Origin of the sequence: Niallia sp. FSL M8-0099, assembly GCF_038006945.1 — a bacterium.
GTDB lineage: Bacteria > Bacillota > Bacilli > Bacillales > Cytobacillaceae > Niallia > Niallia circulans.
In genome coordinates this window covers 930564-952287 of the sequence record NZ_JBBOWF010000002.1, presented here as the reverse complement: position 1 = coordinate 952287, position 21724 = coordinate 930564, and the positions used below count along the sequence as shown (strand labels likewise).

Annotated in this window: 18 protein-coding genes and 2 pseudogenes; 16 read left to right on the top strand and 4 right to left on the bottom strand. The window is 37.7% G+C overall.

What is annotated here, in order from left to right; all coding sequences use genetic code 11:
- Positions 1–3: 3 nt before the first annotated feature.
- From NSQ92_RS19265 to NSQ92_RS19230, 8 genes and pseudogenes are all read left to right on the top strand, one after another.
- Positions 4–2004 (top strand): methyl-accepting chemotaxis protein, encoded by a 2001-nt coding sequence (locus tag NSQ92_RS19265; protein WP_341153099.1) that lies wholly within the window; start codon positions 4–6, stop codon positions 2002–2004.
- Between the two features lie 220 nt (positions 2005–2224).
- Positions 2225–2689, top strand: a complete 465-nt coding sequence (locus NSQ92_RS19260) for a hypothetical protein (protein ID WP_047942076.1) — start codon at positions 2225–2227, stop codon at positions 2687–2689.
- A 201-nt stretch (positions 2690–2890) separates the two neighbouring features.
- Positions 2891–4081, top strand: a complete 1191-nt coding sequence (locus NSQ92_RS19255; protein WP_341153098.1) for an ROK family transcriptional regulator — start codon at positions 2891–2893, stop codon at positions 4079–4081.
- 143 nt (positions 4082–4224) lie between these two features.
- Positions 4225–4416: pseudogene (locus NSQ92_RS19250) on the top strand (amidohydrolase family protein); the annotation flags it as partial.
- Positions 4403–5860: an argininosuccinate lyase gene (gene argH, locus NSQ92_RS19245; RefSeq protein ID WP_095259247.1), complete on the top strand. Its 1458-nt coding sequence runs from the start codon at positions 4403–4405 to the stop codon at positions 5858–5860. The pseudogene NSQ92_RS19250 and the gene argH, both read left to right, overlap by 14 nt.
- A gap of 23 nt (positions 5861–5883) precedes the next feature.
- Positions 5884–7167, top strand: a complete 1284-nt coding sequence (locus NSQ92_RS19240) for an extracellular solute-binding protein (RefSeq protein ID WP_341153097.1) — start codon at positions 5884–5886, stop codon at positions 7165–7167.
- A gap of 59 nt (positions 7168–7226) precedes the next feature.
- A complete protein-coding gene (locus NSQ92_RS19235; protein ID WP_095259248.1) occupies positions 7227–8144 on the top strand; it encodes a carbohydrate ABC transporter permease in 918 nt (305 codons plus the stop codon).
- 20 nt (positions 8145–8164) lie between these two features.
- On the top strand, positions 8165–8983 hold the full coding sequence (locus NSQ92_RS19230; protein WP_235850138.1) for a carbohydrate ABC transporter permease: 819 nt from the start codon (positions 8165–8167) through the stop codon (positions 8981–8983).
- A gap of 152 nt (positions 8984–9135) precedes the next feature.
- On the opposite strand, the gene NSQ92_RS19225 is transcribed toward NSQ92_RS19230, so the two are convergent.
- Complete coding sequence (locus NSQ92_RS19225; protein WP_047942090.1) at positions 9136–10386, bottom strand: MFS transporter; 1251 nt, start codon at positions 10384–10386, stop codon at positions 9136–9138.
- 43 nt (positions 10387–10429) lie between these two features.
- Entirely contained in the window at positions 10430–10885 is a 456-nt protein-coding gene (locus NSQ92_RS19220; protein WP_061798199.1) for a CBS domain-containing protein, read from the bottom strand.
- A 183-nt stretch (positions 10886–11068) separates the two neighbouring features.
- Between NSQ92_RS19220 and NSQ92_RS19215 the strand changes: the two genes are divergently transcribed.
- The 4 genes and pseudogenes from NSQ92_RS19215 (at position 11069) to NSQ92_RS19200 (ending at position 15229) form a co-directional block, all read left to right on the top strand.
- Positions 11069–11503, top strand: a complete 435-nt coding sequence (locus NSQ92_RS19215) for a MarR family winged helix-turn-helix transcriptional regulator (RefSeq protein ID WP_047942092.1) — start codon at positions 11069–11071, stop codon at positions 11501–11503.
- Between the two features lie 425 nt (positions 11504–11928).
- The gene (locus tag NSQ92_RS19210; RefSeq protein ID WP_047942093.1) at positions 11929–14298 is read left to right on the top strand and encodes an immune inhibitor A domain-containing protein; all 2370 of its coding nucleotides are present in this window, start codon (positions 11929–11931) and stop codon (positions 14296–14298) included.
- 164 nt (positions 14299–14462) lie between these two features.
- Positions 14463–14939: pseudogene (locus NSQ92_RS19205) on the top strand (type I glyceraldehyde-3-phosphate dehydrogenase); the annotation flags it as partial.
- 113 nt (positions 14940–15052) lie between these two features.
- Positions 15053–15229 carry a hypothetical protein gene (locus tag NSQ92_RS19200; protein WP_341133052.1) on the top strand — a complete coding sequence of 59 codons (177 nt, stop codon included), beginning with the start codon at positions 15053–15055 and terminating at the stop codon, positions 15227–15229.
- Between the two features lie 171 nt (positions 15230–15400).
- On the opposite strand, the gene NSQ92_RS19195 is transcribed toward NSQ92_RS19200, so the two are convergent.
- Positions 15401–15598 (bottom strand): YwbE family protein, encoded by a 198-nt coding sequence (locus NSQ92_RS19195; protein ID WP_047942094.1) that lies wholly within the window; start codon positions 15596–15598, stop codon positions 15401–15403.
- Positions 15598–15798 (bottom strand): hypothetical protein, encoded by a 201-nt coding sequence (locus NSQ92_RS19190; RefSeq protein ID WP_095259271.1) that lies wholly within the window; start codon positions 15796–15798, stop codon positions 15598–15600. Before NSQ92_RS19190 ends, NSQ92_RS19195 begins: the two co-directional genes overlap by 1 nt.
- A 180-nt stretch (positions 15799–15978) precedes the next feature.
- Here NSQ92_RS19190 and NSQ92_RS19185 point away from each other — a divergent pair, with 180 nt between their 5' ends.
- From NSQ92_RS19185 to NSQ92_RS19170, 4 genes are all read left to right on the top strand, one after another.
- On the top strand, positions 15979–18033 hold the full coding sequence (locus tag NSQ92_RS19185) for a hypothetical protein (protein WP_328282959.1): 2055 nt from the start codon (positions 15979–15981) through the stop codon (positions 18031–18033).
- 243 nt (positions 18034–18276) lie between these two features.
- Positions 18277–19389, top strand: a complete 1113-nt coding sequence (locus tag NSQ92_RS19180) for an iron-containing alcohol dehydrogenase family protein (RefSeq protein ID WP_341153096.1) — start codon at positions 18277–18279, stop codon at positions 19387–19389.
- Complete coding sequence (locus tag NSQ92_RS19175; RefSeq protein WP_341153095.1) at positions 19379–20581, top strand: aminotransferase class I/II-fold pyridoxal phosphate-dependent enzyme; 1203 nt, start codon at positions 19379–19381, stop codon at positions 20579–20581. The genes NSQ92_RS19180 and NSQ92_RS19175 overlap by 11 nt, the downstream gene beginning before the upstream one ends.
- Positions 20559–21389 carry a transporter substrate-binding domain-containing protein gene (locus NSQ92_RS19170; RefSeq protein ID WP_341153094.1) on the top strand — a complete coding sequence of 277 codons (831 nt, stop codon included), beginning with the start codon at positions 20559–20561 and terminating at the stop codon, positions 21387–21389. Before NSQ92_RS19175 ends, NSQ92_RS19170 begins: the two co-directional genes overlap by 23 nt.
- Positions 21390–21724 lie beyond the last annotated feature (335 nt).

Below are 21724 nucleotides of genomic sequence, written 5' to 3'. Positions count from 1 at the left end.
AGGATGAAAAAAAGTAAAGACAGATCGATTAAAACAAAATTTATTTTGTATTTTTTATTAATTGGTCTTATTCCAGTAATAATAGCCTCTAGTATTATTTATTATGTAAGTAGTAATAATGCGTTAAACAAGGAAGAGGAATGGCTTGGTAATCAAACAGCTTCTACTGTTGAAAACATGGAGGAATGGATTCAAAAACGTTTGGATGAACTTACGCTTATTTCGAAATCAGATACCATTATCAATGGAGATCTTGCAGCTCGGAGTAAACAAATTAATATAGTTAAAGAGCAAGATCCAACTTATGAATCAGTTGTAGTTATCGGAAAAGATGGAATGGTGGAAGCACATACAGACCCTAGTCTAGTTGGTAAACTAGACTTATCAAAAAGAGATTATTTTATTAAAGGGATAAAAGGCGAACAAAGTGTTTCGAATGTACTTGTATCCAATTCAACAGGGAATCGGGTTCTTGCAATAGCCACTCCGATTATAAATGCCAATAAAGAAGTAGTGGGAGTTGTATCTGCTACCGTTAACTTTGAAAGTCTTATAAAGCAATTTTTCCAAAATGAGACTTCTCAAAATAGTAGCACATATCCTGTTTTAATTGATAGTAATGATATCATCCAATATTATCCTAATGCAGATTTAATCGGTAAGACAATTAAGGAAGCAGGATTTTCCCAAAAAGTAATGGATATATTTGAGGAGGGAAAAACAGCCAGTGGTAATAAGAACGCAAATGTTAACGGAGAAGAAGAACTAGTTACTTATGCTCCACTAAAAAGTGCTGGTTTAGGGATTTATTTATTTACTTCCTTCGATGATATATTACAAGTCACAAAGAGTATAAAGAGTATTACTATTATTATTATAGCAGTGGTTTCTGTGCTGATAATTGGTGTAGCAAATTGGATTGCAAACGGGATGACAAAACCAATCCGAAATATTGTTGCTCAGCTTCGTTTAGTTGCAGCGGGAGATCTTACAAGCAAGGATTTAGCTGTTCACTCTAGAGATGAAATTGGCCAGTTGGCGGAAAATACGAATTCGATGAAACATAGCTTGCGGGAATTGATTAAACAGTTGAAGGAAAGCTCTGAACATACAGCAGAAACATCTGCGCAATTGGCTGTGAGTGCAGATCAATCCAATCAAACAAGTGTAGTAATAACGGAATCGATTCAAACTGTTGCTGAAGGAGCAGCCGATCAGGCGGAAATGGTGACCGAAAGCACAGAAGCGCTTGATGAAGTGGCACAAGGAGTACAGCAAATTGCAGAGGCTTCGGCGACTATTTCTGAAAAGGCGAGCTCAACATTGAATAAAGCCCAAACTGGTAAGGAATCTGTTGAAAAAAATATTACCCAGATGAATACAATTCAACAATCGGTTCAAAACTCAGATGAATTGACGAAATCACTTATTGTAAGATCACAGGATATTGTAAAAATATTGGAAGTTATTACTTCTATAGCTGATCAAACAAATCTGCTTGCGCTTAATGCGGCAATTGAAGCAGCTAGAGCTGGAGAGCATGGGAAAGGATTTGCAGTAGTTGCCGATGAAGTTCGGAAACTGGCAGAAGAATCACAGCGTTCTTCTCAAGAAATTGCTGGGATAGTAACGAAAATTCAAGGGGAGATTAAACAAACGAGCGAATCAATGAATGCAGTCATGGATGAAGTTCAAAGCGGTGTATTGATTGCTAATAATTCAAGAGAACTATTTATGGAAATCTTAGAATTGACATATGAAGTTTCTGATAATATTACCAATATGTCTGCCACTTCAGAAGAGATTTCAGCAGGCGCAGAAGAGGTATCTGCTTCCTTTAATCAAATCTCTACTATTACTAAGAACACCAAGGCAAGCACACAAGAAGTTGCCGCAGCCTCAGAAGAACAACTAGCAGGAATAGAGGAAATTTCCTCAGCTGCCCAAAGCCTCAAAAACTTAGCAGCTGAATTAGAAAAAACGATTACAAAATTTACAATATAGGAAAAAAAGGGACGGTTCTCATCCGTCCCTTTTTTTATACTCTTTATGAAGGAAGCAGGAGAATCTCACTTTTGGGACTTTGATGGCTAAAATTAATATTTTTTGCAAATACTAACTTCAAACTCTTTCGCAAAACCATGGATTATATTCTCAGTAGATGCAGATCACTAAGCTGTACGCTCAATTACTTTATCTATTAAAAAGGTGGCCGGGGAAAGATGTGAATAAGAATTCATTTGAAAAACTTTTATGGTCCATCGCTTTGCCTGGCTTTGGACAACTACTTAATAAGAAATATATAAAAGGAATTATTTTTATCTTACTTGAGTTAGTTGTGAACATACAAGCTAACTTTAATAAAGCCATTATTTTAAGCTTTCATGGACATACTTCCGCATCTTTAGAGGAAGTTAATCTGAAATGGCTTATGTTTTATCCATGTCTTTATTTTTTTGCGATGTGGGATGCTGTAAAGGATGCTGATGAGGAAGGAGAAAATTCTCCCTTACTATTTCTTCCGTTTGTGTTTGCAGCTTATTTTGTAACAGTAGGATTAATCTATTCATCAGAGGTTTTCTTATTTGGGCATCTAATCGGCCCTATTTTTTTACCAATGCTTTTTGTGTTACCAGGCGTAATCGTTGGATTGGTCATAAGAAAAGTAATATATATATTTACGAAATGAAACGCCATTTTTTAAATGGTGTTTTTCTAATATTCAAGTAAAGGAACGAGGAAAACAACGATTCTTTAAAAGCACCTCAACTAAAATAAGGGAAAGTTCACAAAAAATTTCGGAATACTTTAAAACATATTACATTCTAGTCAATCATAAGCTATTTAAGAAGTAAGGAAGGTTTACTAACTGTCATGATTGGAGGAATGAATGAGTATTTTGCAATCAGGAACTCCCACCTACTTGAAGATAATCAATAAGAGAAAAGTGCTGCAAGAAATTATCGAGGGAAATAAGCTTTATTCCAGAGCGAGTTTGGCAAAAAGATTGAAGCTGAGTAAACCGACTATATCAGCATTGGTAGATGAGCTGGTGGAAGAAGGCTGGATTATTGAAAAAGAAAGCAAAAAGGCGGCAAAAAAAGGGGGGAGAAAACCTGTCCATTTATTGTTTGCCAAAGAATACAAATATACGATTGGCATTGATATTGGAGGAACGACGACCGAAATAGCAATTATGGATTTAGATGGTAAATTTATTCTTTACCGCAAAATCGACACGCAAGAAGCGTTGAAGAGGAATTTTGTCCAATTGCTTGTTGATCAAGTAAACAGCATGTTATCAGACCAGAATATTAGTCATACGAAGGTGTTGTCTTTAGCGATTGGTGCACCGGGTATGACGGATTCTGAACAAGGAATAGTGATCGAAGCACCAAGCTTAGGGTGGCTGCATTATCCATTAAGGGAGCAGATGACAGAACATTTTTCTTTCCCAATATACATAGAAAATGATGTGAATATGGCGGTACTAGGTGAATGCTGGAAAGGAGCGGCTAAAGATAAAGCACATGTTGTTTTAGTAACAATAGGTACAGGAGTCGGCTGTGGAATTGTTATAAATGGAGAATTATTTCGCGGCAGTCAATTTGCCGCTGGAGAAATGGGTTATATGATTACCAATAAAGATCAGGCAACCGAAGGCTTTGAATCCATTTTCGAAGGCTATGGTTTTCTGGAAAATCATACTGGCGGCCCATCTATAGTAAAGCAGTATCAAAGAGGTCTAGAGATTAAGCAAGAAAAGGAGTATAGTGCAGAGGAAATATTTGAGAAGGCTATCGCAGGAGAAGCTTTTGCAAAGAAAGTCATAAATGAGGCATTAGATCATATTGCTGTCTCCTTAATTAACATAGCAGCATTGCTCAATCCAGAATGCATTATTCTAGGGGGAGGAATATCGAAGTCAGGATATTGGTTTCTCCCTAAATTACAAGCCAAAATTAACCATTATTTACCCATTCAAAGCAGGACAGAGGTTATGCTGACAAAGCTGCCTCAAGCATCCTTATTAGGTGCAGCGGTTCTAGGTATGAAAAAACATGAATTATTATCTAGTTGAAAAAATAGATTAGAAGGGAGATATACATGCTCGTTCAAAATGATTTTCAAGTGATTGATATACATGGTCATTTGCCAGCTAAAGAAGGGAGCAGCTTTATCAAAAGATCAAAAACGGGCGATCAATACAATGCAGAAAGATTAGAAAGAATCTTATTTGGAACAGATTCAAATGGATTTCCGAGAGGCTTTTCCAATCGGTATTTACAAGAACAAGTAAGAGTATGTAGAGAGATTAATATGCAGGAGGATGCTATCGAAACTATATTTGAAAATAATGCTCGCCGTTTACTCCATTTAGAGAAGGGAGTGAAGCAGTATAATGCCAGACAGTAGATCCCAAGTCTATGTAAACCATATCTTAGAACCCATCTATGATTTTACGAAACAACATTACCTTCCCTATTTATTAGAGATTAACATCGCCCATGCTACTATGCTAGCCCGCCAAAAAATCTTAACAATAGAAGATACCCAAAAAATCATTAAAGCGAATCAAGCGATATTAGCAAAAGGTTATCCCAAAAACTATAATCCTCTTTATGAAGACTTATTTTTTATGCTAGAAGAAGATTTGAAAAAGGAAATCGGCGAGGTGCTTGTTGGAAATATGCATATTGCCTTTAGTCGAAATGATATGGATGCAACCATGTATCGAATGGTATCTAGAGAAAAGCTCCTGCAGTTTCTTACCTTACTTGTAGAGTTAAAAAAGGTATTGTTACGTTTGGCAAAAGAGCATGAACTAACGATTATGCCAGCCTATACCCATAATCAGCAAGCACAGCCGACTACCTTAGCCCACTATCTGTTAGCCATCGATTGTAGTTTACAAAGGGACTTGGAACGTGGTTTCACGCTTTTAAGAAGAATCAATGAGTCCCCAATGGGAGCTGCTGCTTTAGGGACTTCTGGTTTTCCAATTGATCGTTCATTTGTGGCAACTCAATTAGCTTTTGATAAACCAATGGAGAATTCCTATGATTCTATTAGTGCTGCTGATTATATGCTGGAAATAGCTAGTGTGATCAAGATTACTTTAAGTACCTTATCGCGTTTTACTCATGATCTCTTGTTTTTTACGACAAATGAAGTAGAAGCAATCAGATTAGATAAAAGCTTAGTGCAAACATCGAGCATCATGCCTCAAAAACGCAACCCTTCATCTTTAGAACATACGAAATCTCTCATTAGTCGGACAATTGGGGAAGTAAATGCTGCTTTTATGATGTCCCACAACACACCTTTTGGGGACATCGTCGATATTGGGGATGATATCCAGCCTATTCTTATCAATGGCTTTTCTCACTCTTATCAAATTATCGAATTGCTGACAGAAATTCTTAAAACGATGGAGGTGAATGTAGATAAACTCCTGACCCGTTGTTCAGAAGGCTTTTCCACCGTAACGGAATTAGCGGATGTACTGGTTAGGGAGTGCCAATTATCCTTCCGCGATGCCCATCAGATTGTCAGCATTTTGGTTCAGCGATTAGCTAGTTCTAGGAAAAAAATAAAAGATGGTTCTGCTGAACTAGTCAAGCAAATTTCTCAGGAGATATTAGGAACACATCTTCCTTTAACAGAAGAACAATATCAAACTGCGATTAATCCTTTTCATTTTGTTATGGTTCGCTCTGCTTTTGGAGGTCCTAACCCAAAAGAAACAGAGAGACAGCGAATAAAGTCCATTCAAAAGCTTGCTGACTTTTCAAAAGAAGTAGCAATATATAGAAACAAATTTACTTCTTATAAGCAGCTGCTTCGCAATAATAACTAACTTGTTTAATAGGAGGGGTTCTATTGAAAAAGTTTTTAAGTGTATTTCTTTTTCTAGCCATAGCAATGGTTATTGTTGGTTGTTCGAAGGGAAAGGATTCTAGCGGGGAAGCAGATGGTACGGTAACAATTGAATATTGGCAATATGCCTATAAGGCGAAAGTGGATTTAATGGATGAGCTTATTAAAGAGTTTGAAGATAAAAACCCAGGAATTAAAGTAAAGCAGACAACTTTTCCATATGAGCAATACAATGAGAAGGTTGCTACACTAGTTCCAGCTGGAAGAGGTCCCGATGTTATCAATTTATATTATGGCTGGCTGCCAAAATATATTGATTCAGGCTATTTACAGCCTCTTCCTGAGGATACATTTCCAGTGGATAAAATCGAAAGTGAATACTTCTCCTTAGTAAATGCAGCAAAATTGGACGATAAATATTGGGCCATTCCGACTGCGGTTCGTACTCTTGCCCTATTTTATAACAAAGATCTTTTTGAAAAAGCAGGCCTGGATCCAAATAGTCCGCCAAAAACATGGGATGAATTAGTAGATTATGCGAAAAAACTGACAGTAAGAGAAAACGGAAAGCTTGTAACAGAGGGGATGGCGTATGAAATTGGTGCACAGCTGAACAACTGGTTTTATGATGCTCTTGTCTATCAAGCTGGCGGTCAAGGATTGAGTGAGGATCGTAAGCAAATTCTTTGGGATGATACACCTGCTGGTTTAGAAGCATTTACGTATTTAGTGGAATTCGGATCCAAACATAAAGTTGGCGAAAGTGGTTTTTATACAGATGATGTAACAGCATTTAAGACAGGGAATGCGGCGATGAATATTGACGGTTCCTTCCGCTTAGGTACATTGGCGACAGATGCACCTGACTTAAATTATGGGGTTGCGCCACTGCCATCTTATAAAGAAAAGGCTACACAATCTTCGTTCTGGGCAAATGGCATTACGGCTAAAGTAGAAGGAGAGAAATTAGAAGCTTCTAAAAAATTCTTAGCGTTTTTAACAAGTGATGAAGTGATGGAACGCTGGATTGACGAGGTAGGAGAATTGCCAGCAAAAGAAGCGGTCGCAACACAAGATAAATATGTAAACGATCCATTATACGGACCATTCATCAAACAGCTTCCATATGCTAATGCACAATTCTATGTCGACGAAACAGCACAAAGACAATATGTTATTGATGCAGTGAATGAAGTGTTGCTAAATGGAGTTTCAATTGAAGATGCCTACAATGATTTCGCAGCTAAGTCACAAAAGCTATACGATGATTATTGGAGTAAAAAGTAAAGATACTGGAATAAAGAAAGGCGGTAATCGTCTTTCTTTATTCAGAAAGGAGGGTTTTCATGTCTGGGAAGAACCATTCTGCCGTCTCCAAAAAGACTGCTAGATTTACGTTAAAGCAACAAAAATATATCTTTGTATATACATGCTTGCTGATACCTCTTCTTTTTTTTATTTCGATTCGGTTTTTGCCAACACTTTATACATTCAATATCGGGTTTCGGGAATGGGATATTCTATCAGAGGATAAACCATTTGTAGGGATGGATAATTATGTAGCCCTTTTTAAAGATGAAGTCTTTCGTAAATCACTAATAAATACATTTATCTATGTCGTTTTTGGTGTAGTAGGACAGCTGATGTGTGGATTAGGAGTAGCGCTGCTTTTGCAAAGGATTAATAAATTTGTCGGGGTATTTCGCGCTATTTATTTCATTCCCTATGTGACAAGTATTGTTGCGGTAAGCTGGGTGTTTAAATGGATTCTAATGAACAACGGCATTGTGAATGATATTCTCATGAAGTTTGGCTTGGAAGCCCAGCTCTTTCTTAAATCACCTGATCAAGCAATTTATATTATTATCTTAACGATGATCTGGCAAGGGCTAGGTTTTCAAATGATTATTTTCCTAGCAGGACTTGAGAATATTCCCAAAATGTTCTATGAAGCTGCGGAAATTGACGGGGCAGATGGTTGGAAAAAATTTATTCATATTACCTTGCCTTTACTAAATCCAACCATTGTATTTTCCGCAGTCATTGGCAGTATTAGTTTCTTACAAACCTTTACCCAAGTGCAAAATATGACACAGGGTGGACCACTTCATTCTACTATATCCGTTGTTCTTTATATTTATGAATTAGCCTTCCAGCACTTTGATATGGGTCTCGCTTCTGCTGCAACAGTTATCTTATTTCTGATTATTTTAGTTATCACAATCATTCAAATGAAAGTTTTGACAAAGAAATTTGAGTACTAGTTTTTTATGGGGGTGAGGAGTTGAAGAAAAGAAACTATTTAAAAAAATCAATCGTCTATATTCTCTTGACCGTTGGGGCTATCTTTATGCTGTTCCCTTTTATTTGGATGGTATCCACATCCTTTAAGCCGCCGACGGAAGTATATGGACTGAAGCTGCTTGCCGACCACCCTACATTAGAGAATTATCGGAAGATCATGGTGGATACCCTGTTTAGTAAATGGTTTTTAAATAGTTTTATCGTGGCAGTTATTACTACTATAAGTGTTGCATTATTTGATACCCTTGTTGGTTATGTTATTGCTAAATTTTCCTTTGTTGGCAAGAGTATTATTTTCTTATTCATCTTAAGTTCCTTAATGATTCCTACCGAAATGCTGATTATTCCTTGGTATATCATGTCTACTGACTTAGGCTGGGTTGATACGTATTGGGGGATTATGTTTCCAGGCGTAATTTCTGCCTTTGGTATTTTTCTTATGAAACAGTTTATGGAGTCTATTCCAGATGACTTACTCGATGCTGCAAGAATTGATGGCTTAAATGAGTTTAAAATTTTCTTTAAAATCGCCATTCCACAAGTATATCCAGCATTAGCAGCGCTATGTATTTTCACATTTTTAGGAAACTGGAATGCCTATTTGTGGCCGTTAATCGTTATCGAGACAGAAGAAATGCGAACACTGCCAGTCGGCCTTGCCTTTTTCTCCGGTGAAAACCAAACTTACTGGGAAATCGTCATGGCAGGAGCTACCATCGCTGTTGTACCACTAATCATCGTCTTCTTAATCTTCCAACGCCATATTATTAAGGGGATAACGTTGACGGGGTTGAAGTAAGGGGAAGTGGAAAAGAAGTTTTTCCAGTTAGACAAACTTGATTAAAGGCTGATCACAAGCAGCAGAGGGAAGTAGTACAACTGTCCCTCTGCTGCCATTCCCATCTATACTTAGACAGATGGGAATTATTTATGATTATTGGTAGATGTTGATTAATGACCAGAACCCATTGCATCCACATGATGGACATGTTTGCTATTAAACCAGATAAATAATACGGAAACTAATACAAATCCAGCTCCAACAAGGAATGGGACAGATGGATTAAATATTTCTGCTAACTTTCCTGCTGTGAAAGGTGCAATGGCTCCACCTATAAAGCGCAAGAAGCTGTATGCTGCTGAAGCGGTAGATCGTTCTACAGGAGCAGCATTCATTACGGCAGTTGTAATAAGCGTATTGTTATTTCCTAATAAGGCACCAGCGAAAATAACTGCTGCGATGATAACCCATTGGGTTGTTGTCCAAATTCCCATAGCAACTAATACAACTGCAAACAAGGTTAACATTGCACACATTGATTTTACGGTTCCAAAACGTTCCTGCAATCTTGGTGCCATAAAAACAGAAGTGACAGCTAATAAAATACCCCAGCCCAAGAATACAAAGCCAAGTCCATGTTCGTCTAAGCCCATTACAAACGGTGCATAGGCTAACAACGTGAAAAATCCAAAATTATATAATGCTGCGGCAATCCCTAAAACTAGTAAGGAGCGGTGTTTTAATGCTCTAAACGGATCTGCCAGGGAAGTTTTAGGTTTAACTGTATTCGTTGTATTCATGGAAGTATTTTTTGGCATTAAAATGAAAATACCGAAAAAGGCAATGATCATTAAAACAGCTACCCCTAGGAAAGGACCTCTCCAGCTCATGGCTCCTAACCATCCGCCTAGTAGTGGACCGACAGAGATACCAAGTCCAATCGCTGCTTCATAAAGAATAATTGCTTTAGCAGTACCACTGTTTGATAGGGACACAATTGCCGCTAAAGCAGTTGCTACAAACAGGGCATTACCAAGTCCCCAACCTCCGCGAAGACCAACAAGCGACCAAATCCCATTTGATAGTCCGCCTAGGCAGGAGAAAATAGCAATGATAACAATCCCCAAGATAAGTGTCCACTTAATTCCAAGTCTGGAGGAGATCATCCCAGTCACTAGCATTGCTACAGCCATCACGGCATTATAGCTAGTGAAAAGCAGCGTTACCTGGCTTTGGGAGGCATGAAGTTTCTCGGCAATAGCAGGAAGGATCGGATCTACGAGACCAAGCCCCATAAAGGCAATAATCCCCGCAAAAAATACAGCCCATACTGCTTTAGGCTGTTTTAATAAACTAGCTTCTGTTTTCGTATTTAAATTGTTTTTGGTTGAATCTGCTGATACAGATTGTGAAGATGACATTTCATTCTCCCCTTTATTTTTTTATTCCCTTTGTTTTTATAGACTAGATTAATTCTTTAAAAGAATTCCTTATAACATCACCGCGACTAATAATGCCTACTAAAACTCCATTTTTTTCAACGGGGACTTTTTTTATTTGCTTTTTACCTAACAGAGCAGCAATCTTTTCTAAATTTTCATCCCAAGCCACTTTAATAACCCTTTTTTTCGCAATTTTCATTACATTCAAATGTAAGAGACTTTGCAATCTATGTTCAAAGTCTTCATCATCCCCTTTAATGACAACCGTATAATAAATACTGTCGATAATATGATCATCATGTTTACCAATGTATCGCAGTACATCTCCATCACTGATGAAACCGACAATCTCATTGCGGTCATTAACGATAGGAAGACCGCTAATTTTATATTGAATGAATTTTTCGATGACAGAACGGACGGTGTCGTTTTCCTTCACTTTATATACTTGGCTTACCATAATATCATGGGCTAACATTTATCTTTCCCCCTTTTTTGGACAAGTAGTTGTATAAGGAAACTATATAATTGTATTATACAACTATATGATGAAACGTCAAATGTTTTTATAGTCAGATGGATTCCTTCCTCCTTACAAATCTTTAATCAAGTATGCTATCATATCTTATAGAAATATTGGAAACGGTGAGGTAGTTAATCAATGGATGAACAATCGCTGGAAGAACTTGAAGTGGAATTATCTATACTGATAAGAAGGGTTACCCATACCTCTTCTCATAAAAAAACTGGCAGTCTGGATCGGTCAGCATACCTGTTATTGCATGAAATAGTGACATCAGGACCTGCCGGTGTTAAAGCGTTAGCAACTGAATTTCAATTAGATGTTTCTACTGTAAGTCGACAGGCGGCTGCGTTGGAGCAAAAGGGCTTTTTGCTGAGAATTCCTGATGAAACAGATGGAAGGGCTTATACGCTCCAGATAACCGAAACAGGATTAGAAGAATTTCAAAAGGAAAAAAAGTTTAGAAAAAGCAGAGTGGAAGAAGTTACTAAATGTTGGACAGAAGAAGACCGTGAGACTTTTGCCAAGTTATTAAAAAAATATAATCAGTCTGCGATGAATGTTCATATATGACTGATTTAATAAGAGAATAGGCATTTGGAAAAAGAAGTGCTTGCTTAAGAGGGAAGGTATTTTCACCTTCCCCTTTTCTATTGGGAGACAAGTGTAATTGGAGGCTATTTGCGTTTTTTGTATGATTTTTATAGGGCCGTTAGAGAGAGGTTCCTTTATGTCTATTTTATTAATATTTTTATATAGTTTGAAAAGCAAAAGAAGATTATTTGCTGGAGATTTAATGTTGATATTCCTTAGTTATGGAAGTGCTCTGATATATAGGGGAAGCACCATTGGGGATTAGTGCGGGATTTGAAGTTTGAAAATAATTAATTTTCTGATATAAAAGTACTATTTTGAGAAAATAAAAAGGGGAATTGACTATCAATTTAGAATATTAAGTCTCGTAATATTACATATTGTGATCAGAGGGGGATTTTTTGGTGGTAAAGAAGAAACTTAAAAAAACAGCACTAGCAGCAGTACTTGGAATTAGTACTCTCTCACTAGGGTTATATGGTCCTCCTGAGAAAGCCGCTGCAGAAGCAGCATATAAAGAAGTTGTCTCCAGTTACGGTGGAGCTCCTATTGATTTAGGCATTGCCAATGATGAGCGGATTATTGAAATGCTGAAAAAAGAGGGAAAGTTAGCAAAGAATGCAAGTACCGGTGAAACGGAAAAAGCCTTACAAAAGTATTTACAAGGCAAAGCAGAAGGAGCTAAAAAAGAAACAAAGGATAAACTGCCGAAAGCCTTATCAAAATTAGAAACAAAGGGAGAAAATGAAACATCTAATCATAGTCTCCAAAAGGGAAAAGGAAATAAATTAGGACAGGCAAAGAAAAATACAGTTGATTCTGTCAAAGAGGAAGCGTATGAAGGGGAAGTTCGTGAAGATAAGGTTCTCGTTTTAGCGATAGATTTTCCAGATTATAAAAAAAGCTCGATTACAAAAGATGAGACAGATATGTTCTATGAAGATTACACACATGAGCACTTTCAAAATATGATTTTTGGCGAAGATGGTTATGAAGGTCCGAACGGCGAAAATCTTGTCTCCATGAAACAATTTTATGAAGAGCAATCTGGTGGCAGTTATTCGGTAGAAGGGGAAGTTGCTGGCTGGTACACAGCAGATCATGAGGCCGCTTATTATGGAGGAAATTATCCTGGGCCAGATGATAGTGATGCACGTCCTCGTGAATTAGTCTATGAAGCATTATCAAAAGCTGCACAAGATCCAAATGTAGACTTAAGTGAGTACGATGTATGGGATCGTGATGATTATGATGGCGATGGTGTATATAACGAACCAGATGGAATTATCGATCATTTAATGGTTATCCATGCAGGAGTTGGTGAAGAAGCTGGTGGAGGAGCCTTAGGGGGAGATGCTATTTGGTCTCATCGTTGGAACTTAGGAAACCTAGTTGCAGTGCCAGGAGCTACATCTAATAGCGATCGTTTCGGTGGCTTGCTTGGTGCATATGATTATACCATTGAACCAGAAGATGGTGCGGCAGGTGTTTTTGCGCATGAATTCGGACATGATTTAGGATTACCAGATGAATATGATACGCAATATACTGGCGGCGGTGAGGCTGTGGCTTACTGGTCTATCATGGCTAGTGGCAGCTGGGCCGGAGATATTCCAGGTACGGAGCCGAGTGGATTTAGTGCATATGCTAAGGAATATTTGCAAGGTGCCCATGGGGGAAATTGGTTAAGCGGCACTACGTTAAATGCGGATGAAATTACAAGTAAAGGAACAGAACTACTGCTGGACGAAGCGGTAACAAAAGGAATAAATAATGACGCAGTGCGTATTAATCTTCCAGATAAAACAACAGATGTAAACACACCGGCAAGCGGGAAATATGAATACTTTAGTGGTAGTGGAAATAATATCGATCATTCTATGAAGACAGCAGTAGATTTGACTAATGCCACAAGTGCCGAGTTGACCTTTAAAACATGGTACGACATCGAGGCTGAATGGGATTATGCATCTATTAAGGTAAATGGCGAGACGATTAAAGGAAATATTACCACAAGCGAAAATCCCAACGACCAAAATCCAGGAAATGGGATTACAGGCAGTACCAATGGTGAATGGGTGGATGGAGTCTTTGATTTAAGTGCATATGCGGGACAAAAGGTCGAAATTGAATTTAATTATTGGACCGACGTGGCAGTTGCTAATCCTGGTTTCTATGTGGATGATATTAAAGTGACAGCTAATGGAGCGGAAATATTAACAGATAATGCAGAAGGGGATTCTTCCTTTGCATTAGAAGGCTTTCAGAAAGATGAAGGAAAATTTTATTCAAAACATTATTATTTATTAGAATGGAGATCACAAAATGGAGTAGATGAGGGTCTTGCGCATATTCGCCGTGGTGCTAGTCTCATGAGTTATGATCCAGGTCTTGTCGTTTGGTATGTGGATGAATCATATAGTGATAACTGGACGGGGGCGCATCCTGGAGACGGATATTTAGGAGTAGTCGATGCAGACCAGCATACAAACTACTGGAGTGATGGAACTGTAGGAGCTACCCGATATCAATTAAATGATGCTGCCTTTAGTTTAGCTAAATCTAATAAAATGTTTTTAGATTATGCTGCTATTAACGGAACTACATTAAAAGATAATTTTACAAAACGAACTCCACTATTTGATGATAGTGCTGACTACAGCAACCAAGGAAATCTAGAAGCAGGACGCAATATTCCATCCACCGGCTTGAAAATTCGTATAGTTGGTGAGAGCAAAGACGGTACAGTAGGAAAAGTATTATTATATAAATAATAATAAATAGAAGAGGCTGTCCGAAAAGTCTCTAATATAAAGCAAGAGGAGAAAAAGGCTCGTTTTTCTCCTCTTGCTTTTCTATTCTGTTGATTCTATCCGAAAGTAGCTGGTGGAAATATGTATTGAAATTCCACTTATAAAGAAAAAAATGGAGAGCATGGATTCATGCTTATACAGGTGACCATATGACCCTTGACGGCCCACATGCAAAGGGTGACTTGCGAAGAGCACGTGCAGCGGCTTTAAATATTGTACCAACTTCTACTGGTGCAGCTACAGCAATAGGACTGGTCATTCCAAAATTAGAGGGCAATTTAGACGGTGTATCTCAGCGCGTGCCAGTACCGGCTGGCTCGGTGACAGAGTTAGTCGCTGTCGTCAATAAGACGGTAAAGAAAGATGATATAAATACTGCTATGAAAGCGGCATCTTCCGATTCATTTGGATATACAGAAGAACAGTTGGTATCCTCAGATATAATTGGTATAACATATGGTTCATTATTTGATGCTACACAAACAAAGGTTACCTCACTTCCTGATGGGAAGTCTTTAGTGAAAGTTGTGGCATGGTATGATAATGAGAATTCGTATACAAACCAAATGGTTAGAACTATTAAATATTTTGCCGAACTATAATCTGTGGCTTAAAAAGATATGGCACTAAGAACTTATGAGAAGTCCTCAATATCTATTGTCTTTAATACATTTAATACACGCTTGGATTCCGCATTGGGAAGTCGGATCACTGCGTGTTAAAAGCAAATGGCATTTTTGAGCTAAATCAAAGCCGCCATAACTTAATAAATGATGAGGGTGTAATTAATGCACCCTCTTTTTGTATATATGCTTGCGGCTTTAGGATAGAAGGTTCTTATGTATTCAAAGCGGCTGTTTTATTTTGGGAAGGAACCGTTACCCTGCGGTAACGGTTTAGCCTAGATGAAGCTCCCATCCTTTATAAATTCAAAAGAAGTATCAAAATGATGACCAGTCAGGGCGGTCATTTTTTATTCGACACTTTTCATGCAAATTTTGTGCAGGGATGTTTTTTGTACCTTTTTTTCATTTGTAGCATATGGGACACCCCCTTCCCTTTTTTATTTTTCCTTAATTAACTGTACACGACCTACTTGTCCATCTTCTAGGCGAACCTTAATTCCATGGGGATGGAAGGAAGACTTGGTTAATATATCTTTTACAATGCCTGCTGTTCGTTTCCCGGTTCTTTGATCTTGTTTTAGTACTATTTCAACAGGTGTGCCTGGTGTTATGTCTTTGCGATTCTGACCGTTCATTATACACCCATGCGTTTTCTTTGGTTATTTGGCTTTTTGGTTAACTGGCTTTTCATTTTTTGCATTTTTTGATTGCCGCTCAAACTTGCTTTTCCGCCTTGTCCTTGCTGTGCTTTATTTGCCAGCTGCTGCTTCATGGCTTCTTGTAAGCTAATTTTCTTTTTACCTTCTTGTTCCTTTGTCTGCATATCGTTGTTCATATCGTTCACGGATTTTTCCTCCATTATTATCGAAATAAGGTTACTCCCTCATCATAACATCAATTGGGTGTCAGGCACCATAAAAAGACAGAAGCCAAAGGGTGTTCACCTCAGAAGGACAGTTTTTCTGCAAACATAATCTCTTCTTTTTGTGAATAGGCTGTAGGAGAACAGGAATGGATGGTGGTAACGATGGATCTGCCGGTTATTTTAGCTGGGCCATTGGTGCGCAGAGTGGAGGAAACATCAGCTTATCTTTGGATAGCTTTAAGTGGAGAATATCAATTGAACGCCAATCTATATGTGATTCACTTCAATCAAACGACAAAAGAGCATGAATATCAGCCGTTTGACATTCAGTCAGATATACAAGTATGCCGATTAGGAAAAAACTTATATATTTATTTAATCAAACTTCAGCCTATCTCCCAAAACTTTCCCACCCAAACATTGTTAGGATACAATCTAGGGTTTCAAAAAGACAAAACAAGCTATGACTTAAGTGATTTTGGATTATTATCATCTGATAGTCCAGTCTCTATTTGTTATGGAAACTTACAATATCCCACTTTCTTCATTCCAGCAACAGTTGAAAAAAACTTCTTATATGGTTCCTGCCGCAAACTGCACGGAAATGGCAAGGATGCTCTTAGCCTCGGAGATGCCAAACTACAGGAGGAATACTTTCAGTTAGAAAAAAGGCCGAGTGCCCTCTTTTTGACAGGGGATCAAATTTATGCCGATGATGTTCCAGCGCCAGCTGCCCTCATTTTATTCGCATTAGGCAAGCTATTAATGGGAAAAGAAGAACCATTAAAGGAATTGTGCGAGGCAGTGGATGATAAAAATAATGCTTTTGATATTACCATCAGCCAGATAAATGGAAGACGAGAAATGGTAAAGGAATACTGCCAATTTACTTCGCGAAAAGCGGATAATCACCTTCTGTCCATGGGCGAGTATGCAGCGATGTATATCTTAAGCTGGAATACGGAGATATGGGAGATAGCAAAAGAGGCAGGGTATCTAAAAGACTTCGATAACTATTTAGAAGATAACCAGATTCATATAGAGACAGGGGCAGATCAGGCAAAAGAGTATGAAAGAAAAGTAAGCAGCTTAAAAAGAGTATACGGTCAGCAGCAAAAAGACATAACCTCATTCCAACAATCTCTGCCAAAGATACGCCGCATGTTGGCGAATATTCCCACCTATATGATATTCGATGATCATGATGTAACAGATGATTGGAATATAACGAAAGAATGGCGGGAAAAAGTAGCTTGTTCTCCGCTTGGAAACCATGTTATCGCTAATGCATTAACAGCCTACTGGGCTTTTCAAGGATGGGGGAATAATCCAGATGCTTTCCCAGCTTCTTTTTCTCGCAAAATCAGCAAGTATACCAAAAGACTAACGGTAAATACACTGACACATACAGAATGGCTGCATATGATGTTAACTTTTCGTGCATGGAGCTTTGCTGCGCCAACCAATCCAAGAAGCCTTGTATTAGACACTCGGACAAAACGTGCCTATCCACAAGAACGAACCTATGTTGTGGGTAGTATGTTGAAGCAGCGGACAAATGGCCCGAATTTAATCCGCAAAAAAGAATGGGATTATTTATCGGAGCTTTTATTTTCAAGCGGATGGCAGCCGCAAACACCGTTAGTCATTATCTCTGCTACCCCCTTATATGGGGTTCATTTAATTGAATCCTTTTTAAAAAATGTTGTCATGCCCCTAACAGCGGTTCTTCCTTCTCTACAAAAAAGCTTAGATTTAGAATGGTGGAAATTTAACGGCAGAGGATTCTCTTTTTTTCATCAACAAATAGCAGAATGGAACCCAAGTGAATGCCTTATTCTTTCTGGTGATGCTCATATGGCCTCTGCCATCGAAGTAGAAGTTTATTTCCAGCAAGAACAAAAACGAATTATACATCAATTTACAAGCAGCCCCATTAAAAATCAGTCTTTTGAAGGATTATCAGGCTTTGCTTTAAAAAGCATTCTTATGCTTAGACAAAGTCGTACGAAGGAAAAGAAAATGTCACGCTATTGCGGACATGATTATGTAATTCAAGAAAAGGAAGCAGGTGCTCCTTTTCTGTGGAAAGAAATAATCGCCCATCAAGTATTGGCAAGTGGATCATTGATTGATACAAGGAATAATTTAGGCTGGCTAGCTTTTGACAAAAATGGGTTTAGGCATCATTTTCTAAGAAAATAATCAATTTATTTTATAAAGAGCACCTCTTTTTTCTTCCTTTTGCGCAACGCTATTGTAAAAGAAGGAAAGAGTAGGAGCTCTTTTCTTTTAAAACTGCTAGTCGCCAATAGTACCTGTATTTTTAAAATTTATATAGATTAGAAGATTCAGAAAAGTGTGGTTGCTAATTCCGAGTAAGTGTATTAGAATAATAGAAAATTAAACTCTTTACAAAGATAAAGGGAAGGTTCAGGAGGTTAATCATTGATCGATTTAGTGTATCGTTTTGGCCCTCAAAATTATTATCATTATGCTGGAGTAATTAATACACTACCGAAGTTTTTGGAAGACAACCACATACAATTTCCATTAATAATTCATGGGGAAAAGTCATGGCAGGCTGTTCAACCTTATTGGCCCGAAACTGAATTTCAGAATCCCTATAAAGAAATTTTGTTTGCTGGTGAATGCAGCTATGAAGAAATAGACCGAATATGGAACGAAGCCTTGCACCACCAGCATGATGCCATAATAGGAGTTGGTGGAGGGAAAGTTCTAGATACGGTAAAAGCGGTGGCAAGTAAAGCAAAAATACCTTGTATCTTAATTCCTACATTGCCTTCAAATTGTGCTAGCTTTACCCCCATCAGTATTGTTTATTCTGCTGAAGGAGACCATCTTGGTACAATACGACATAGTCAATCAAATTATATGGTAATGGTTGAACCAGAATTATTAGTTAAAGCACCAATCGAGCATTTGACTTCTGGAATTGGCGATACCTTGGCTAAATGGTATGAAAGTAAAATTCGTTTTAAGAAATTAACAAGTAAAGAAATATCCATTCCATTGGAACTGTCTCATACTGCTGCTAAGCAATGTCGAGATAATATTTTAAAATGGGGTGAAGCTGCTGTTATAGCTGCTGAAGCAAAAAAAAGCAATGCAGACTTCTCTCGCATGATTGATACGATTTATGCCGTAGCCGGCCTTGTTGGAGGATTGGGAGGGGAATTTGGGCAAAGCGTTGGCGCACATGCCTTTAATTACGGATATGTCAGTTTGGGGAAAAAGAGACATTTACATGGCAGCCTTGTTGCGTACGGAATATTATTTCAGTTGAGTTTGGAAGAAAATTATGAAGAAATAAAACAATTAGTTCCTTTATATAAAAAATTGAAGTTGCCAATATGCTGGAGAGATTTACATTTATCCCCTGAGAAAGGTGACCTTGAAAACATGGCTGATCAAATATTAAGACCATCCTCTAGAATTTATGCATTGCCAATGGAGCTAACCAAGCAAAAGGTAATAGATGGCCTGGAAAAATTAGAATCATTTATTACAGAAAATGAGGTGGGGTTAAATGCATTTTGATTGCTCTGAACGTCTGGGTAAATTAAAGCCGAAATATTTAGTCGTTCAAAATAAACGGATAAAAGAACTTCAGCAATCAGATAAGCAGGTAATTAATCTCGGAAGAGGAAATCCAGATCAGCCAACTTTTCCCCGTATTGTGGAGTGCCTGCAAGAAGCCATATATGATAAGAACAACCATGGTTATCCACCTTATGGCGGAAAACAAGATTTTAAAAAAGCTATTGTGGATTTTTATCGAAAGGAGTATGGAGCAAATATTACGTCTAATCAGGTTGCGATCATGAATGGTTCTACAATAGCCTTATCTGGATTAGCACAGGCCCTCTTAAATCCTGGGGATATTGCATTGGTTCCTGATCCTGGTTTCTTTGGATATCAAGCGGCTGTTGAGTTGGCAGGTGGAGAACCATTTTTTGTTCCGATTAGCGAGAATAATCATTTTTTAGTTGATTATTCAAGCATCCCAGAAGAGGTCAGTCAAAGAGCAAAGATTTTATTTTTAAATTATCCGAACAATCCAACAGGTGCAAATGCCACAAGGGAATTTTTCGAAGAAACGATTACATATGCCAATAAATATGGGATTGCTGTCATTCATGATTTTGCTTATGCAGATATCTACTATACAGAGGAAAAGCCAATCAGTTTTTTATCCATTTCCGGGGCAGCGGAAGTAGGAGTTGAAATTTATACCTTCTCCAAAACATTTAATATGGCTGGTTGGAGGAGTGGATTTACAGTAGGGAATGAATCGCTTATCAAACATTTAAGTGCCTATTTACAAAATGCAGTTGGCAGTGTTTTTGGTGGAATACAGGATGCATCTGTGTTTGCTCTTTTACATCAACAGGCAGAACGTAATGCCTTAAGAGAGTTATATCATGAGCGGCAATTGTTAGTTGGAAAATGTTTAGAAACGCTAGATTGGGAGTATGTTGCCCCACAAGGAACATTTTTCCTTTGGGCTAAGGTTCCGTTACCAATGAATTCGGTTGAATTTGCCGAACAATTACTAGAAGAAGCGTTGGTAGCAGTGGTTCCGGGCAGTATATACGGCAAAAACGGAGAGGGATGGATTCGCATTAGTTTGGTGACTTCTATGGAACAGTTGAAAGAATCATTTGAGCGAATAAAGAGATTTTTACTAGGGAAGCGGGGGAATGAAAATGAAAACCTTTCTAAAGCTTAATGCACTTTTTATTTTTGTTATTTCAATAAATCTATTAGCTGCTTGTAGTAATTCTGCTAATTCACAAGAAGAATCGACGAAAACTGCTAGCAAAAGCGAAACGTCAGATAAAAAGGTTATCCGCGTTGGCGCAACTGGTCAAAGTTTTCCAAACTCTTATCAAGAGGATGGAGAATTAATCGGTTTTGATGTGGAAGTACTTGAAACGATTGCAAAGAATTTAGGGTATAAAGTGCAATGGACATTAGCAGGCTTTGAAGGGTTAGTAGGGCAGCTAGGGGTCGGAAAACTTGATACGATTGCTAATGCCTTTGAATATACAGAGGAAAGGGCAGAACAATATAATTATTCGACAACTTATTCTTATACAAGTACAGGGATTGCTGTTCTTAAAGATAGTCCTTATGATTCTGTAAAGGATTTAAATGGACAAACAGTTGCTGGAGTATTAGGGTCTAATAAAATTAATGTATTGGAAGATTATGTGAAGAAAAATGGATTAGATATTGAAGTCAGACAATATGAAACAAGAGATGGTCCACAATCGGATACAATTAAGGGTGCCGTAGCAGGTTATGTCCAAGGAAAACCTATTTTGCAAGCAACAATAAATAAATCGAAATTACCTCTGAAAATATTAGAGGATGACTTAAAGAAATCAGAAATTGGTTTCCCGTTTGCAAAAACAGAACAAGGGGATGCGTTAAGAAAAGCGTTTAATGCAGAAATAGAAAAGCTGAGAGCGGATGGAACACTAGCTGAAATCTCGGAAAAGTATTATGGAGATGATATTACTTCTGAGGAGTAACGAGAAATTTATTGAATTTTTGATTAATTAAGTAGTGGAAGAAAAGTTTTCTATTATATAGTGTATAGGCTTCTTCGTGTAGAAGAAGCCTAATTATATTTTGTCCTTTTAAATTGCGAGTTTAGAACGTCTGTTTTTCCTCAATTATGAATGTGTGGAACGTTAAAAAATAATAACTTAATAAACGCTGTCAAATGAAAATTATAAAAAAAAGAAAAAAGTATGGGATTAACCACTTCGAATATGTTAGAATAGTCAATAATTCAGATTAGTTTTGTTGGAATTAATATTTTGATAATTTAATAATTTAATAGTATTAATATTGGTATTAGGAG